Origin of the sequence: Candidatus Palauibacter australiensis, from assembly GCA_026705295.1 — a bacterium.
Lineage (GTDB): Bacteria > Gemmatimonadota > Gemmatimonadetes > Palauibacterales > Palauibacteraceae > Palauibacter > Palauibacter australiensis.
The window spans coordinates 17814-35210 of the sequence record JAPPBA010000143.1 but is presented as its reverse complement, the minus strand read 5'-3'; the positions used below and the strand labels follow the sequence as shown (position 1 = coordinate 35210).

General features: G+C 70.6%; 13 protein-coding genes. 6 read left to right on the top strand and 7 right to left on the bottom strand.

Going from position 1 to position 17397, the window contains the following annotated elements; genetic code table 11:
* The 3 genes from OXN85_11820 to OXN85_11810 all read right to left on the bottom strand — a co-directional run.
* Positions 1-1409, bottom strand: a 1409-nt coding sequence (locus tag OXN85_11820; GenBank protein MCY3600643.1) for a DUF1925 domain-containing protein, incomplete at its 3' end; no start/stop codon positions are given.
* A complete protein-coding gene (locus OXN85_11815; protein MCY3600642.1) occupies positions 1406-2833 on the bottom strand; it encodes a DUF3536 domain-containing protein in 1428 nt (475 codons plus the stop codon). The genes OXN85_11820 and OXN85_11815, both read right to left, overlap by 4 nt.
* Before the next feature lie 14 nt (positions 2834-2847).
* On the bottom strand, positions 2848-4359 hold the full coding sequence (locus OXN85_11810; GenBank protein ID MCY3600641.1) for a glycogen/starch synthase: 1512 nt from the start codon (positions 4357-4359) through the stop codon (positions 2848-2850).
* Between OXN85_11810 and glgB the strand changes: the two genes are divergently transcribed.
* Positions 4358-6442, top strand: coding sequence for a 1,4-alpha-glucan branching protein GlgB (gene glgB, locus OXN85_11805; protein ID MCY3600640.1), 2085 nt, complete (start codon positions 4358-4360; stop codon positions 6440-6442). The two genes, OXN85_11810 and glgB, sit on opposite strands and share 2 nt — an antisense overlap.
* A gap of 19 nt (positions 6443-6461) precedes the next feature.
* Here glgB and OXN85_11800 read toward each other — a convergent pair whose 3' ends face one another.
* On the bottom strand, positions 6462-7679 hold the full coding sequence (locus tag OXN85_11800) for an ATP-grasp domain-containing protein (GenBank protein ID MCY3600639.1): 1218 nt from the start codon (positions 7677-7679) through the stop codon (positions 6462-6464).
* Positions 7680-7717: 38 nt separating this feature from the next.
* Entirely contained in the window at positions 7718-8941 is a 1224-nt protein-coding gene (locus OXN85_11795) for an ATP-grasp domain-containing protein (GenBank protein ID MCY3600638.1), read from the bottom strand.
* Between the two features lie 123 nt (positions 8942-9064).
* Here OXN85_11795 and OXN85_11790 point away from each other — a divergent pair, with 123 nt between their 5' ends.
* Genes OXN85_11790 through OXN85_11770 form a run of 5 tightly spaced genes read left to right on the top strand, consistent with a single transcriptional unit; the run spans position 9065 to position 14462 of the window.
* Entirely contained in the window at positions 9065-10288 is a 1224-nt protein-coding gene (locus OXN85_11790; protein MCY3600637.1) for an ATP-grasp domain-containing protein, read from the top strand.
* Positions 10285-11235 (top strand): Type 1 glutamine amidotransferase-like domain-containing protein, encoded by a 951-nt coding sequence (locus tag OXN85_11785; protein MCY3600636.1) that lies wholly within the window; start codon positions 10285-10287, stop codon positions 11233-11235. Before OXN85_11790 ends, OXN85_11785 begins: the two co-directional genes overlap by 4 nt.
* A 52-nt stretch (positions 11236-11287) precedes the next feature.
* On the top strand, positions 11288-12439 hold the full coding sequence (locus OXN85_11780; protein ID MCY3600635.1) for an alpha/beta hydrolase-fold protein: 1152 nt from the start codon (positions 11288-11290) through the stop codon (positions 12437-12439).
* The gene (locus OXN85_11775; GenBank protein ID MCY3600634.1) at positions 12436-13713 is read left to right on the top strand and encodes a hypothetical protein; all 1278 of its coding nucleotides are present in this window, start codon (positions 12436-12438) and stop codon (positions 13711-13713) included. The genes OXN85_11780 and OXN85_11775 overlap by 4 nt, the downstream gene beginning before the upstream one ends.
* Entirely contained in the window at positions 13710-14462 is a 753-nt protein-coding gene (locus OXN85_11770; protein ID MCY3600633.1) for an alpha/beta hydrolase-fold protein, read from the top strand. The genes OXN85_11775 and OXN85_11770 overlap by 4 nt, the downstream gene beginning before the upstream one ends.
* A 25-nt stretch (positions 14463-14487) precedes the next feature.
* On the opposite strand, the gene OXN85_11765 is transcribed toward OXN85_11770, so the two are convergent.
* Positions 14488-15000, bottom strand: coding sequence for a hypothetical protein (locus OXN85_11765; GenBank protein MCY3600632.1), 513 nt, complete (start codon positions 14998-15000; stop codon positions 14488-14490).
* Between the two features lie 237 nt (positions 15001-15237).
* Positions 15238-17394 carry an alpha-glucan family phosphorylase gene (glgP, locus tag OXN85_11760; GenBank protein MCY3600631.1) on the bottom strand — a complete coding sequence of 719 codons (2157 nt, stop codon included), beginning with the start codon at positions 17392-17394 and terminating at the stop codon, positions 15238-15240.
* Positions 17395-17397: the final 3 nt, after the last annotated feature.

Sequence of the window (17397 nt, the reverse complement as noted above, 5' to 3'; positions counted from 1 at the left end):
TCGGCCTCGCGCGTCGTGCCGGAGGCCGCCGATGGATCCCGGTGGTAGGTCTCGATGCGGCGGGAAAGGACGTCAACGTAGTTCACACCGTCCCGGAACACTGTGAGGCTCTCGATCGCGCCGCCGCGTTCGGGGCTGATCACGATGGAACTCCGGGCCGAGTGGATCCAGATCTCGTCATGGCCGTCCAGGTCGAAGTCGAGAATCTCGAACGCGATGCGTTCTTCCTCGCGGAGCTGCCGTTCGGCCGCGGCGAGTTCGCGCCAGATCGCCCGGCGCAGGTGTGGAAGGTAGACCCCGCCGAACACCCCGTGCCAATACGCGTCGTTGCACTGCGCCCGCCCGATGGCGCGCCGCGCCTCCCTCGGATCGCCGCGCTCTCGACACAGACGAGAGAGCCGCAGTGCCGCCTTGTGCATGCGGTTCGACTCCGGGTAGCGGCGCAGGAAGCCCTTCCAGTGCCCGCCGCGGATCAGCGGGCCGGGATCGGCGTCCATGCGGGCCGTACCCGAAGTCGTCGCGGTGAGCCGGGCGAGGCGCCGCGCGGCGGGGCGGGGGAGCGTCCACTCCTCCATCTCGCGGTACGCGCCCGTCGCGGGGTAGACGAGCCCGCGGCTCGGACCGGAAGTCGCCTCGCGGGTCGTGACCAGCTCCAGTTCGCCCCGCCCGCGCGCCGCGTTCAGCGCCTCGAGGAACGCATCCAGCCAGCCGGCGCCGTACACCCATTCGCGGGTGTCCGGCCACCCTCCGAACTTCTCGCCGTCGTCGCCGAGCACGATCTGACGCTGCCCGGCCCGCCGCCGCCCGGCGATGAAGTGCTCGATCTCCTCCACGGGCCGAAACGGGATCAGGTACCGGAGCCGCTCGTCGATCGGAAGGAGGCGGAGCCGCTCCCCGCCGCTCTCCGTCGTGAAGACGCCGTCCAGTTCCTCGCGTTCGAGTCCGCAGGCGAGGAAGTGACGGTCGTCGAGGAGCGTGTATTCGATGCCCGCCCGCGCCAGGTCGGCGGCGAGATCGGGTTCCCAGACGCGTTCCGTGAGCCAGAGCCCCGGGGCCTCGACCCCGAACCGGCGGCGCAGATCCGCCCGCATCCACTCGACCTGTTCCACGCGGTCCGCCGTGGAGAGCGCCGCGAGGATGGGCTCGTAGCGTCCGGAGGCGAGGAGCTCGATGTGGCCTTCCGCCGCCCGCTCCCCGAGGTCATCGAGGAAGTCGGGGGCGTGGCGCTCGACCCAGTCGAGGAGGGGACCGGAGAGGTGAAGCGAGATGGGGTAGGCGCCGTGCCGGTGGATCGCGTTGAGCAGAGGCCGGTACACGCCGGTCAGGTGATCCTCGAACACATGGTCGAAGTTCCCCACGGGCTGGTGGAGGTGAATCGCGAACGCGAAGCGGAGCGGGCCTCGGCTCACGCGTCCCCCGGGGCGGGGGCGCCGGCGCGCAACCTGAACGCACGCTCGTACACGGCCGCGGCGTTCGCGAGGTCGGCGTCGTTGGCCGGGGCCTTCGCGAGGTCTGAGACGAAGGCGGTCTCCAGAGCCTCCGCACGCTCCGGCGCGAGCCCACGCAGGCGGTCGAGAGCGTGCGCGGCATAGCCGAGCACCTGCTTCACCTCGAGGCCCGCGACATCGTCGAAGAACCAGGCGCAGGATGTGAACATCGCCGCCCGGTCGCGGGCGACCTCGAGCAGCGCCAGCGCTTCGTCCGGGCGTTCTCCGCCGCCGGTTCCCGTGCCGGCGGCTCGCGCGGCGAAGTCCTCCAGCCCCGGCGGCGCGCCCAGAACCTCGCCAAGCGCCTCCATGGCCCGATCCGGGTCCGGCAACCGGCCCGGCGCCAACTCCGCGTACGCCTCATCGAGTCCGACCGCGAGCGACTGAAGCGCCCCGCGGAGCGGCCCCCGCCAGCGCTGTTGCGAGTCGTGGTGAGGCGCCATCCGGCATCCGCACTCGGAGCGCCATCGTTCCACGCCGTGCGCGCAGCTCCAGGAGGTGGGCTCTTCCAGGGTCACGAGCGGCACCTCACCCGCGGCGGCGAGCGCCGAGGCGAAGTTCCCGATCTTCACTTCTCCGCTTTCGCGGGCGCGACGGATCACTCGCATGAGCGTGCGGTCGGCGCCCCCGTGGTGGTGCCCGAAGGTCTCGCCATCCGTCGCCAGCGCGACGAAGGGAATCTCGCGGCCCGAAGCCGACCGCAGCGCGTCGAACCACGCGTCGCGACCGTCGAGCAGGGCCCCGAACGCCACGCCGTGCGAAAGTCCGCCGTCGTAGATGAAGACCGCGATCTCGCGGCCCCCCGTGAGGCGGGCCCGCCCCACGCCTCCGGCCGGCACCTGTGCGACCTGGTGCGGCGCCAGGATCGTGAAGGCCACGCCCGCCGCCGCCAGCACGTCGAGCGTCTCCGTGTCGACGGCCGTCTCGGGGAGCCACATGCCCTCGGCCCTCCGGCCGAAGCGCCGCTCGAAGTCCCGCAGCCCCCAGCGCACCTCCGTCTCCTTCTCGCGGCGGGAGGCGAGTGGGAGGATGATGTGGTGATAGGGCTGCGCGATCGCGTTGCCGTGCCCCAGCCGCGCGCGGCTCGCCCGGTCCCCGCGGACGAAGCCGTCGTGAACGTCCGGGCGCTCCCCCTCGAGCCAGCGGGCGAGCGTCGGGCCGAGGTCGAAGCTCAGCCAGTCGAACGCCCGCGCCCGCGCCAGCGGTTCGTAACATTCCGCGGCGATCCGTTCGTTCCAGTTCTCGAACGGGGCCGCGCCCGGCTCGTGGCGGATCCGGCCCGTCCACGGGTCCTCCCGCGGCGGCTGGTAGAAGTGGCCGTGAAGGACAACCGTGGCGCGATCCACGGCCGAAGGCGGATTCAGTCGCCCGGGGCGTGCGCGGCGAGCGCCCGCCGGTACACGTCCAGATAGCGGCCGGCGCTGCTCGCCCAGCCGAAGTCGCGGGTCATCGCCTGCACGGCATGCTCGTTCCATGCCTCCCGGCTCCCCGCATACAGCGCGGCGGCCCGCCCGAGCGCGATCTCCAGATCTTCCGGCGTGTAGCCGTCGAACAGGAAGCCCGTGACCTGGTCCTCGATGGTGTCGGCCAGCCCCCCGACGCGCCGGGCGACCGGGAGCACGCCGTAGAGCTGCGCCCGCATCTGCGTGAGACCGCACGGTTCGTAGAGCGACGGCATCAGGAGGAGGTCGATGCCCGCCAGGAGCCGGTGCTCCTTGGCTTCGGCGAACTCGGTGTCCACGGCGATCCGGTCCGGGTACCGCCCGGCCAACTCGCGCAGCGCTGTTTCGTACCGCTCCTCACCCTGGCCGAGAAAGATGAACTGCCCTTCGGCCCGCTCCAGCGGCCCGCCGTCGATGAGGAGGTCGAGCCCCTTCTGCGCGACGAGCCGCGCCGTCATGCCGTACAGCGGTACGCCCGGCGCCTCGGTCAGCGAGTACTCCCGCTGCAGCGCCCGCTTGCACACGGCCTTCCCGGCCAGGTCTTCGCTCGAGAACGTGGCGGCGATCTCCGGGTCCGTCCCGGGATCCCATACCTCCAGGTCGACGCCGTTCAGAATCCCGAGAAAGCGGTCGCCCATCTCGATGAACGAGCCGTGGAGACCGAACCCGCCGTCGGCCGTGCGAAGCTCGTGCGCGTGCGTGGGACTCACGGTCGTCGCGTAGTCCGCGAACACGAGGCCGCCCTTGAGCAGGTTCAGGTGGCCGTAGAACTCCATGAGCCGCCAGTGGAACAGCTCGCGCGGCAGCCCGATCTCCTCCAGCACCTCGGGCCCCTGAAGTCCCTGGTAGCCCGCGTTGTGGATCGAGAGGACGGCCGCCATGCGGTCGTGCGCCTCGCGCCCGGCGAACCGCGTGCGCAGGAAGACGGGGGCGAGGGCCGCATGCCAGTCGTGCGCGTGGACGACGACGGGCACGTTGGCGAGTTCCGGCAGAATCCGGAGCGCCGCGAGGTTGTAGAGCGCGAAGCGCAGCGGGTTGTCCGCGTAGTCCGCCCCGCCTTCGCCGTAGATCCCCTCCCGGTCGAAGCACCCGGGGTGGTCGACGAAGAGCACGCGCGGGTTCCGGCGCGGGCCGGGGTGCTGGAGAATCCGGACTTCCTCCACCCGGCGCCCCACGCGCACGCGGAAGCTGTCCGCAATCGGCTCAAGGTCGGGGAAGGCCTCGCGCACCGACCGGTAGAGCGGCATGAAGACCGTGACGGGAGTTCCCTGGGCGGCCTGGAAGGTCGCGATGCCGCGCACCGCCTCCGCGAGGCCGCCCGTGCGGGCGTACGGCCAGTACTCGGCGACGAGATGCACGACGGCGAGTTCCTCCGGCGGCTTGACCCCCGCCCGCGGTCGTGTCGGCGCTGGCTTGGCGATTGCAGGCATGCGGCTCATACTTCGTCGCGAAGTGGCGTATGTGTGGCTGCAAGGGACGGCGCCCGGTCCGGACGGACGCGCCGCGATGAGGTGGCAGATCGAACACGAAAAAACTAGCGGCCCCCCCGGACCTCTCCAAACCCCGGCGCGCGATCCTTCGTTCCCTCTGAAGGCTCCCGACTTCGAGGCGTTCCACGCGGGACGGGAGTCCGCGCTCCACGACCTCCTCGGCGCGCACCCGTGCGAGCGCGGCGGGGAGGCGGGGACGCGGTTCGCCGTGTGGGCCCCGCGCGCCCGGAGCGTCAGCGTCGTGGGCTCGTTCAACGCGTGGGACGGAACGGCCCATCCCATGTCCGCGGTGGGCGATGCCGGCGTGTGGGAACGCTTCCTCCCCGGCGTCGGGCCGGGAGACCTGTACAAATTCCAGGTGCGTTCCGGGACCGACGGGGACGGGGAACCGGACGGGCTCTCCGTCGCGGTCGACAAGGCGGATCCGCTCGGGCGCGCCGCCGAAGTCCGGCCGGGCACCGCATCGCGCGTCGCCTCGACCGCCCCGTACGAATGGACGGATGCCGAGTGGCGCGAGACTCGCCCGGACCGCGCGGCCCCCGACAATCCCATGTCCATCTACGAGGTCCACCCCGGCTCCTGGCGTCGGCACGCGGACGGCTCGTGGCTCGGGTATCGCGCGCTCGCCCGGGAGCTGCTGCCCTATGCCGCCGATCTGGGCTTCACCCACATCGAACTCCTCCCCGTCATGGAACACCCCTATGACGGGAGCTGGGGCTACCAGACGGTCGGGTACTTCGCCCCCACCTCCCGCTACGGGCCTCCGGAGGATTTCGCGCATTTCGTGGATGAGGCGCACCGCCTTGGGCTGGGCGTCGTGCTCGACTGGGTGCCGGGCCACTTCGGCCCCGACCTCCACGGCCTGAGGACGTTCGACGGAGCGCCCCTCTACGAGATGGGGGAGGAGTCGCGGGCCGTTCATCCGGACTGGGGCACCCTCGCCTTCGACTTCAGTCGGCCGGAGGTCGTCTCCTTCCTCCTTTCGAGCGCGCGCCACTGGATCGAGCGATACCACGTGGACGGTCTGCGCGTCGATGCGGTGGCATCGATGCTCCACCTCGACTATTCCCGGGAAGAGGGAGAGTGGGAGCCGAACGAACTCGGGGGCCGCGAGAACCTCGGTGCGATCGCCTTCCTCAAGGCGCTCTCGGAGATGGTCCATGACCGCTTCCCCGGCGTCCTCCTCTTCGCGGAGGAGAGCAGCGCGTGGCCCGGCGTGACGGCGCCCGTGGACGAGGGCGGGCTCGGGTTCGACTTCAAGTGGAACATGGGATGGATGAACGACACGCTCCGCGTGCTGGCGGCTTCGCCGGAGCGGCGGCCGCGCCTGCACCGGCGCCTGACGTTCTCGCTTCACTACGCGCATACGGAACGGCATCTCCTTCCCCTGTCGCACGATGAAGTCGTTCACCTAAAGCGTTCTCTCTTGGAGAAGATGCCGGGGACGGACGAGGAGAAGTTCGCCGGCCTCCGCCTCCTCCTCGGCTACATGTGGACGCACCCCGGGGCCAAACTCCTGTTCATGGGAGGGGAGATCGGAGAGCGGCGGGAATGGCACGAGGACGGCGCGCTCGACTGGAGTCTGCCGGATGCGTCGGCGAACCCGGCGCACGGGATGCACCGCGGGCTCCGGCGCTGGGTGCGCGCGCTGAACCGTCTCTACGCGAGCGAGCCCGCGCTGCACGCGCTCGACCACGCGCCGGAAGGCTTCGAGTGGCTGGACGTGCACGACGCGAAGCGCAGCGTGCTGAGCTACCTGCGGTGGCGGCCGGAGTGGGAGGCGGCCGTCGTCGTCGTGGCGAACTTCTCCGCCACCGCGTGGCCCAGGTATCGGGTCGCCCTTCCCGAAGCCGGGCCGTACCGCGTCCTCCTCGACAGCGGCGACCCGGAGTTCGGGGGGAGCGGGCGCACGGCCCCTCGGATCCGCGCGGAGGAGGTCCCCCGCCACGCGCGTCCCGCCTCGCTCGCCGTCGATCTCCCGCCGCTGGCTTTCGTCGTGCTCCAGCGCGCGGAGGAACCGTGACGCCTCGGATCGGGCGGGATCAAGCCGCGTAGAGTTGCAGACGCGTCGCGAACTCGCCGGCGATCGCCTCCAGCGCCTCCAGGTCCGGGTGGCGGAGGAAGATCATCCCGTCGGAGACGAGCGTCGCCTGCCAGTTCCGCCGGGGTGATCCGACCGGGAGCAGATCCAGGCTGCACACCCGCTCGCCGTACTCCTGGAGCAGCGGGCCGAGCCCCTCGATGCGCTGGATCCGGCCTTGTCCACGCGCCCGCTTGACGATCCAGCAGGCGTTGTACTTCCGTTCCACCGGCTGCGACCACGTCGCGTGCACGACGCCTTCGGCCCACCCGCGGTAGGTGTCGATGTCGCTCGCGAAGTTGATGAGGTCGACCGTCCGCACGCCGGGGGGACGCGCGGCGATCTCGCCGAACACGGCCTCCCCGTCCGCGGTCCGGTACCACTCCATGTGCGTGTAGCCGGTCTCGAATCCGAGCGCGGCGAGCACGGCGAACCCCATCTCGCGTCCGGCGGCGACATCATCCGCCTCCACGTCGCGCAGCGCGTACGTGATGGGGCTGAGCCACTCGTGCGTCTTCGACTCGAGGGCGCGGGGCCAGTAGCGGCAGATGTTGTAGTGCGCCACGGCGCCTCCGACCGTGACCGTGTCGAAGGTCATGTCCTCGCCCTCGATGAACTCCTCGACCGTGACCTGGGGGACGTGCCGCAGGGCGGGAAGGACCCGCTCCAGATCCCGCGCCGAATCGACCCGGTGGGTATCGGCCGAGCCGGCGCCGGCGACGGGCTTCACGATGAGGGGGAAGCCGACGCCCTCCGCGACCTCGCGGCACTCGGCGTTGCTCGTGGCCCTCCCGTGGCGGGGCGTCCGGATCCCGGCGGCGTCGAGCACGTCCTTCATCACTTCCTTGTCGCGGAAGGGGAGCGTCTGCTCGACGGTCGGCCCCGGCAGTTCCAGCATCTCGCGCAGCCGCGCGGCGAGGATCATGAAGGGCTCCCACAGGCACTCCACGCGATCGATCCGGGTTCGCGCGGCGAACTCGGCAACCTGCCGCATCACGTCCGCCTCATCGGCCAGCGATCTCACCTGCAGGTGGTCGGACACGCTCGCCCGGGCGATCTCGGGCAGCGCCGCCCCGGGCTGATCGCCCAGGCCGATGACGTTCGCTCCTACCTCCGCGAGCCCGCGCGTGAACCAGGTCATCTCGGCCGGGTAGCCCGGCGAAATCATCAATACGTTCATGGTCCGTTGTGTTGTTCCGTTACGTGTGAGCTGTTTCGTCACGTGGCGAGTTCCACCCGCACGCGGGTGATGATCCGCTCCAGCGCCTCCTCGACGACCTCGGTGCGCGGGTGGCGGACGATGATGTAGCCCTCTCCCTCGTAGGACGCGCTCTGCGGCTGTCCCGCGCGGGGAAGGCGCCATTCGACGCAGAGCGGCCCGAGTTCCTTCGCGATCTCCTCGATCCCGGCCACCCGCCGCACGGAGCCCCGGCCCTGTCCCCGGAGATAGGCCGCGCCGGCCGCGTACGGGCGGGGCGGCGGGTCGAACTCGTCGAAGATCAGGAGGCGGGCCCAGGCCCGGTAAAGGTCGACGTCGTGCGCCTGCGAGATCAGCGTGACGAACTGTGCGCCGGGCGGCCGGGCCCCGACTTCGGAGATCGCCACCGGACCGTCGGGCCGCCGGAACCACTCCATGTGGCTCAGCCCCGTCTCCATCCCGAGCGCATCGAGCGCGGGTCCGGCGACGCGCCGGATCTCGTCGTACCGGGGCGAGTCGACCTCCCGCGGAAGGAGGACGCACCACTGGATCCACGGCTCGCGCAGCACCTCGAGCGGCGAAGGCAGGTAGTGGTTGATCGAATGCCAGACGACGCGTCCGCCGATCGAGACCGCGTCGAAGGAGTGTTCCTCGCCGACGACGAACTCCTCGATGAGCGTCGGCCGCTCGGCGCTCGGCCGCGACATCGCGATCGCCGTGCGCAACTGCGCCGTCGTTTCGACGCGGAATGTGCCGCGGGCGCCGGAGCCGGCCGGCGGCTTCACGATGAGCGGGAAGCCCGTCGCGTCCGCGAAGGCCACCGCCTCGGCCTCGTCCCGGACCAGCGCGTGCCGGGCGCAGGGCAGGCCGTGCGCCCGCAGCACGTCCTTCATGCGGGACTTGTCGCGGAAGTTGCGCGCCGCCCCCGCGCCCATCCCTTCGATTCCGAGGGCGTCTCGCAGTTCGCCGAGCGGTACCTGCAGCTCCTCGAGCGCGCCTAGGAGACGGTCGATGCCGCCGAGTTCGCCGGAGAGCCGGCGCAGCCCGGTGTGGATGCCCTCCGCCGACAGCGCGTCGTCGACCCGGGCGTGCGCCGCGACCCTCCGCCGCAGGGAGGCGGGCATTCGCTCGAGCGGTTCCTGGGTCACGACCCCGAGGCGCACGCCGGCGAGCCCCGCGGCGGCTTCCAGAAAGCGCAGCGTGGCAGGGAGATAGAACGGGGCGACGAAGGCTACGTTGGGCATGGGTTTTCCGGGTTGCAGCGGCGGGCCGGACGGCCGCCGCCGGACGGGCTGGCGTTCGAGCGCAGGGACTGTACTATGTCGGGCCCTCAAAGTGAAGTTTTTCCCCGAGTTGTTGGCGAAGCAATGCACGTCGTATTCGTCGAACCCCTGTTTCCCGGGAACCAGAAGGACTTCGTGCGCGGTCTGCACGAAGTCGGCGCCGAGGTGTCCGCGGTGGGCGAAGCGCCGCTGGAAGCGCTGGGCTCCGATCTGCACCGGTGGCTCACCTGCTACGAGCAGGTCGGCTCGGTGTGCGATGAGGGCGCGCTCGCGCACGCCGTTCACGAGATCCACCGGCGGCGCCCCGTGGACCGCCTCGAGGCCACGGTCGAAGCCCACATCCTCCCGGTCGCACGCGTGCGGGAAGCCGCGGGACTGGCCGGGACCTCCGTGAAGACCGCGCACCTGTGCCGCGACAAGCCGGCGATGAAGGACGCCCTTCGCGATGCGGGGATCGCGACCGCCCAGTCGATGGGCGGAGGCGACGCGGACGAGATCGCGGCGTTCGGCCGGAGGGTCGGTTATCCGCTCATCGTCAAGCCTCGCGCGGGGGCGGGCGCCTCGGGCACGGTTCGCGTCGACGATGAGGCACAGCTCGCGGCACTGCTCCCGCGCCTCGGCGTGGGGCGCGGCGCCGAAGTTGCCGTAGAGGAGTTCGTGGACGGACACGAGGCCTTCTATGACACGCTGACGGTGGGCGGCACGGTCGTCCACGATTTCATGACGCACTACTACCCGAACGTGCTCGAGGCCATGCGGACGCGGGAGGTGTCGCCCCAGTTCATCGCCACGAACCGGATCGACACCGCCTCCGCCTACGCGGAGGTCCGGGAACTCGGACGGCGGGTCATCGACGCGCTCGAGATCGGGACATCCGCCACCCACATGGAATGGTTCTTCGGCGAGAAAGGGCTCAAGTTCTCCGAGATCGGCTGCCGCCCGCCCGGCGTGCGGGCCTGGGACCTGTACGGGGCGGCGAACGAAATGGACGTGTACCGCGAATGGGCGTCCTGCATCGTGCATGGCCGGAAACTGCGAGACGCGTCGCGCCGCTACTCCGCGGGGATCGTGACGCTGCGGCCCGAAAACGATGGGCGGATCGCGGGGTACGAGGGCCTGGAGAAGGTGGAAACCCGCTTCGGGGAGTGGATCATCGATACGCACCTGCCGCCGCCCGGCACGCCCACCCAGCCGGTGGAGGCCGGGTACATGGCCAACGCCTGGCTCCGGCTGCGGCACCCGGACTACGACGAACTGCGCCGCATGCTCGACGCCGTCGGACGCTGGGTGAGAGTGCGCGCCGCATGAGCGCGCTTGTCCTGCTGGGTCCGCGCGGGGGCGGCCTCGCGCTCCGGGACGTGGTGCGGGAACTGGAGGCCGGGGGCGCGCTGTCCCCGGGCGCGCGGATCGCCGCCATCACCGCCGGGTGGCGGGACCGCGAGGCGAACGAGGGGCTCATCGATCCAGGCCTCGCCAACCGCGTCGTCGATCTCGAACTCTATCGGCGCTCCGACCGGATCGCCGAGGCGGACGCGGAACTCGCGCGTGCGCACCGCGAGACACGGGACCGGCTCCGGTCGCTGCGTCGCGCCTACAATCTGCGCCTCCACGGCCTCATCGAGGCGCACCGGCGACTGGCCGAATTGCGGGGGGACGCGTCGGTGCTCCGGGCCGAGCGCGGCGAAGCCCTCGCGGCCATTCGGCGCCTCGACGCCCGGCACCTGGCCCGGGTGCTCGAGATCCGGTCGGAGTTCGAGCACCGCCTGACACCCCCCGAGCGCGACGCGGTGCGATCGCAACGGCGCGAGGTGCACGCGCGGCTCGAGGGCGCGGAGGCGATCGTGCTGGAGGGCGGGCACGTCGGGAACCTGCTGAGCCGCCTGCGCCTGTTCGGGGGAAGGAAGCTCCTGGGCGGACGGGTCGTGATCGGCCGGTCGGCGGGCGCCATGGTGCTGACGGAGCGCGTCGTGCTCTTTCACGATCGGCCGCCGTGGGGCGCGGGCCATCCCGAAGTCTTCGACGCGGGGCTCGGGATCGCCGAAGGGCTTGTCGCGCTGCCGCACGCTTCGGCTCGGCTCGCCCTGGACGATCGCACCCGGGGAGCGCGGCTCGCGGCCCGCTTCTCCCCGGACTCCTGCGTCCTTCTCGACCCGGGTCATCGAATCGACCGCGCCGGAGACGGCTGGACCGGCGGTGACGGTCTCGAACGCCTCGACGCGGCGGGCCGCCGGGTCCCCTTCCGTACGGCGGCGTAGCCCGGCCATGCGGTTCGATCCCCACGCCCGGGTCCAGCGGCAAGACGCGTCCATGCCGCGTTCGTCCGCGATCGCGGCGCTCGAGGAACGGCTCGCGTCCGCTTCCGGCGGGATGGATCCGGTGGGCGCGTTCCTTGACGCGAACGAGTTCCCCCTCGCCGAGCCTCCGCTCTACACCTTCGTGTATCGGGGCCATGCCGACGCCGTACGGCTCCGACACTGGGTGCACGGACTCCAGACCTCGGCGCCCTTCCGCCGCCTGGACGGAACGGATCTCTGGTGCTACACGCTCGAGCTCCCCGACGAGTCCCGGGTGGAATACAAGATCGAGGTGGTCGCCCGCGGCCGCGCGGAGTGGATCGAGGATCCGCTGAACCCCCAGCGCGCCCGCGATCCGTTCGGCGCGAACTCCGTCGTGCAGGCCCGGGGCTACGAGATCCCGGACTGGGCGCGCGAGAGCGAGGACGTGCGGCCCGGCGCGATGGACGAACTCGCGGTCGAGAGCGAGGCGCTCGCGTCCGCGCGGCACGTGACCGTGTACCGTCCGGCGGAGTTCCACGCCAACCGGCGCTACCCGCTGCTCATCGTGCACGACGGCGGGGACTACGTCGAGTACGCCGGCCTGAGACGGGTCCTGGACCGGCTGATCGATCGCTTCGAGATCCCCCGTATGATCGTCGCACTCCTGCACCCGGACGACCGGATTTCGGAATACTCGGCGGATCCGGCGCACGCGCGGTTCGTCGCCGAGGAGCTGCTGCCGCGCCTCGAACGCGACTATCCGCTCCTCCCGGACCTCGGGTCGCGTGGCCTCATGGGCGCGAGCCTGGGCGCCGTCGCCTCCTTCCACGCCGCGCTCGAGTACCCCGATCGCTTCGGCCGCCTGCTGCTCCAGTCGGGCTCCTTCCTGTTCACGGACATCGGCGCCCATGAGAGCGGCCCCGTCTTCGACCGCATCGTCGACATGATGAACGCGTACCGGGCGGCTCCCACCGCCATTGCCGAGAAGGCGTTCGTCTCGGTGGGCGTCTACGAACCGCTGGTCTCGGAGAATCGGGCCCTGATCCCGGTCCTCCGTCGCGGCGGCGCGGACGTGCGCTTCGTCGAGTCGCGCGACGGCCACAACTGGGAGAACTGGCGGGACCGCCTGCGCGAGGGCCTGTCGTGGCTCTTCCCGGGTCCGCTCTGGATGGTCTACGAATGACGGCCGCGGCGGCGTCCGCGCGCGAGGTCACCCGCCGCATCGGCCTCTCGCTCGGGGCGGACCTCTGCTGGCCCGTCGCCTACCGCGCGATCCTCGAACGGCTGAAGCCCCGGATCCCCTCGGACGACGGCACGATCCGGTTCCACGTCGAGGACGTCACGATCGAGCCCTTCGACCTGCAGCAGAAGAGGAAGTACGACGTCGTCATCGACCGCCTCACGCACTGGTACTTCCCGACGCGGGAGTGGATCAAGAAGTCCGTGATCATGGACGGGCTCTACGTGTTCAACAATCCGTGGAGCGTCCAGTCGATGGAGAAGCACTCCACCTACTGCGCGATGATGAGGCTGGGTCTCCCGGTGCCGCGGACGTGGCTCATCCCGCCCAAGTCCTATGACCCGCAGGACGATCTGGCGGTCACCCTGAAGCGCTACGCGCGGCTCTTCGACCTCCCCGCCGTCGCGCACGACCTGGGGTATCCGGTGTTCATGAAGCCCTACGACGGTGGCGGCTGGCGCGGCGTGTCGCGGATCGAGGACGACGAGGCGCTCGGCACCGCCTACGATGAGAGCGGCAAGTTCGTGATGCACCTCCAGCAGGGGGTGGAGCACGACCGTTTCGTCCGCTGCATCGGACTGGGCCCTCAGACGCGCGCCGTCCTTTACGACCCCGGCGCCCCCGCGCACGACCGCTACACCGTCGAGCGAGACCACCTCGAGCCCGCCGACGCCGGCGCGATCCGGGACACGACGCTCACGATCAACGCGTTCTTCGGGTGGGACTTCAACTCGTGCGAGGTGCTCCGCAGCGGCGGCCGGTGGATGCCGATCGACTTCGCGAACCCCTGCCCGGATTCGCAGGTCACGTCGCTCCACTACCACTTCCCGTGGCTCATCAAGGCGAATCTGCGCTGGTCCCTATTCTGCGCGGCGACGCGGCGCAGGATGCGCGTCAACCTCGACTGGCAACCGTTCTTCGATGTCTGCCGTCCGGGGATGTCGACGGGAGAGAAGGTGCGGGCCTGCGCCGCAGTCGCGGAAGCCCGGTTCGAGACCGACCGCTTCGTGGAGTTCTGCGGGACGCATCTGGCGGAACTCGACGAGGTGGCCGACGACTTCTTCGGCAGCGAGGCGGCCCGCGACGCGGTGCGCGCGAAGGTGGCCTCGCTCTACCCCGATCACGAGGTCGAGGAGTTCACCGCGCTCTTCTTCGACCGCATACAGGCGGCCCGCCGGGAAGAACCCCCCGGCGCCGTGCCGATGCTCGCCTCATGAAACTCAACGCCAGCTGGTGGTCGGACCGCCTCGGCCAGGAGGTCAACGTGGCGCGCTGGGGCGAGGTCGGCGTGCCCTTCCTCATGTTCCCGACCGCCGGAGGAGACGCCGAGGAGATCGAGCGCTTCCTCGTCATCGACACGGTCGCGGACTACCTGGCGGACGGCCGGCTCAAGGTCTACTCGTGCGACAGCGTGGCGGGCCGCGTCATGCTCGGACGCGAGGGGACCACGGAACACCGCATGGCGGTCCTCGACCGGTTCCAGGAGTTCGTCTACCGCGAGTTCGTCCCCATGATCCGGGAGGACTGCAACGATCCCGGGATCGAGGTCATCGTCGCGGGATCCTCGATCGGAGCGTTCAACGCGCTCGCCGTGCTGTGCCGGTTCCCCGACGCCTTCTCGCACGCCGTGTGCATGAGCGGCACGTACGACCTCCAGCGCTTCCTGAAGCACGAGACCGGGGCCGAAGCGAGAGCGACGAGCGACTTCTACCGCGCCTCGCCGGTGCACCATCTGCCTCAACTCGCGGGCGAGACGCTCGACCGGTTGCGCGAGCGCTTCGTGCTCCTCGCCTCCGGGCGCGGGCGGGCGGAGGACATCGGCGAATCCTGGCGCGCGGCCTCGCTCCTGGGGCGGAAGGGCGTGCCGAACCGGGTGGACGACTGGGGCGAGGAGTGGCACCACGACTGGCCCACATGGCGCCACATGCTCCTCCGCTACCTCGACGAGCTGCTTCCGGCTCCGTAGCGGTCAGTCGACTTCCTCCGGCGCTTCAGAACCGAATGCGCCCGCCGACGAACACGTTCGATCCGCGGTGCAAACCGGCCGTCAAGCTCGATGTCGAGCCGAAGTTCATATCCTCCCACCCGTCACCCCGGATGACCGACCCAGCAATCCAGCCGACACCCGCACCGATGGCCGCGAAGGTGCCGGCCACAAGTCCAAACGTCTCCGCGCCACTGAACAGCCAGTCGTCCTCATAGAGCTCAGGGTTAACAAGGCCAAGCAGCCCCGCAACAGCCACGCCGGACCCCGCACCGATCAGCGCCCCCTTCGTGCGGGGACGACGCTCAACCTGGCGCTCTATCCGATGAATCGCGTCGAGCGCGATGGATCGTGTCCCGCCTTCATCCTGTAGAACCAGCCCGTCCTGCCGCATCTCGACGAATGAACCGATCACCGTGCTCGACGGAAGCGTTACGCGAATCCGTTCACCCGGCTCCTGCGTCACGGCGAAGGCAGGGCTCAGCGTCACGCAAGCCACCGCGACAACCATCGCAGCCATCAACCTCGCGGCGTGGTGCATTCCTCTACCCGGCTCTTGAACGGCTTGTGTGGAAGAGTGGGATTGGACGGCGCTATGCTGAGCCGAGGAGCCCACCGCAAGCCTTGCGGTCATGCGGACACCGCCCAATCCCCCTCAAGCCAGCGCAACTCCATATGATAGCCGGGCGTATGCGATCTTAGGGCGGCAGGATCGGGCGTTTCGGCGACATTGTGGCGATGGAGATGGCGTCGTGCGTCAGTCGTCCCCGCGCAGCGATGGGACGTAGTAGTCCCGCGCGTAGTCCCGCACCATGCGGCCCGCCGTGAATCGGGCGCCGGCCACCTCGATCGCACGCCGCGCATGGGCGAGCCAGCCCGCCGGAGCGTCATCCCCGGCACCCGCACCGGGTCGATCGTAATAGAGCGGGACGACGTCCTCCTCCAGGAGCCGGAAGAGGTGCTCGGCGTCGTGCTCGTCCACCTCCTCCTCGCTCGCTGTGGCGGGGGCGGGCGGGATGATCCACCCGTTGTCGCCCTCGAACCCCTCCTCCCACCAGCCGTCCGCGGTCGCGAGCTGGGGGACACCGTTGAGGGCGGCCTTCATCCCGCTCGTCCCGCTCGCCTCCAGCGGGACCCGGGGAAGGTTGAGCCACAGGTCGACGCCCTCGACGAGACCGTGCGCCGTATGAAGGCCGTAGTTCTCGATGAAGGCGACCCTGCCCTCGAACTCCGGATCGCGCGTATGCTCGTACACGCGCTGGAGGACGCGCTTGCCGTCGTCGTCCCGCGGGTGCGCCTTCCCGGCGAAGATCAGCTGCACGGGACGGGCGGGGTCGGAGAGCAGCGCGAGGAGGCGGTCGCGGTCGCGGAAGATGAGGTCAGCGCGCTTGTAGGTGGCGAAGCGCCGCGCGAATCCGATCGTGAGCGGTCCGGGGCTCATGAGCGTGCCGGCTCCGGCGAGGTGCGCCGATTCCGGCCAATGGTCCGGCCACCGCCGCCGGGCCTCCTCCCGCATCAGATCGAGAAGCCGGAGCTTCAGCCGGCGCCGCACGCGCCACAGCGCCTCCGCGGGAACGTCGCGCACCGCGCGCCACACGGCTTCGTCGCCCGAACCGTCCCGCCACCCGCCCGGGAGCCATTCGTCGAGGAGGCCGGCGACGTCGTCGCTCATCCAGGTGGCGAGGTGGACCCCGTTCGTCACGTGCCGGATCGGCACTTCTCCGGCCGCCCGGTCCCCCCAGAGGCCGCGCCAGATGTCACGGCTCACGCGACCGTGCCGCGCGGAAACGCCGTTGACTCGCCGCGAAAGCCGGATCGCCGCCGCCGTCATGTGAAACCGGTCCTGCGCATCGTCGTCGGGGTGGAGCCCGAGCCCCAGCAGCTCGTCGCGGTGAGGGATCTCTTCCCAGAACGTCTCGCCGATCCATTCCCGCATCTGTGCGTGGGAGAACACGTCGTGGCCCGCGGAGACGGGTGTATGCGTCGTGAACACCGTCGAGGCACGGATCTGGGACACCGCGTTCGCGAAGGATTGGCCGTCCCGCATCAGCCGGCGCACGCGCTCCACCATCATGAACGCCGCGTGCCCCTCGTTCGCGTGCCACGCCCCGGGCTCGATCCCGAGTGCGGCGAGCACGCGCACGCCTCCCACGCCGAGAATCGCCTCCTGCCGCAGGCGGTGATCCGCGCCGCCCGCGTAGAGCTGGTGAGAGAGGCCCCGATCCGCGGGATCGTTCTCCTCGAGGTCCGTGTCGAGGAGGTACAGGGAGACGCGGCCGACGCGCAGCTTCCAGGCCCCGATATGGATGCGGCGCCCCCCGCCCTGGAGCGAGGCGAGCCACGGTGCGCCATCCGCGCCCTGCAGCCGCTCAAGCGGAGTCAGGTCGGGGTCGAGCGGGTCGTCCGCATCTTCCTGCCAACCGTCCGGCCCCAGCGTCTGGTCAAAGTAGCCGTGCGCGTACATCAGCCCGACGCCGACGAGGGGGACGCCCAGTTCGGAGGCCGCCTTGAGATGGTCCCCGGCGAGCACGCCGAGTCCTCCGGAGTAGATCGGGATGGACTCGTGCAACGCGAATTCGGCGCAGAAGTACGCCACGGGGCCCTCGGCGAACTCCGGGTGGCTCCGGGCGAACCAGGTGGACGCCGCGCCCGTCCCGCCGCCCGATACGCGGTCCAGCGCCTGGCACGCCGCGTCGTACCGGCGCAGGAACGCTCCGTCGGCGGCCAGTTCACGCCAGCGCGTTTCCCCGACCGCCTGCAGCAGCGCCACGGGGTTGTGCCGCGTACGGCGCCAGTGCGGCGGATCGATGACCCGGAAGAGGGCAGGGGCCGCCGGGTTCCACGTCCACGAGAGGTCGTTGGCGAGTTCCCATAGCCGCCCGAGGCTGCCGGGAATCCTGTTGTCCGGACCCACGTC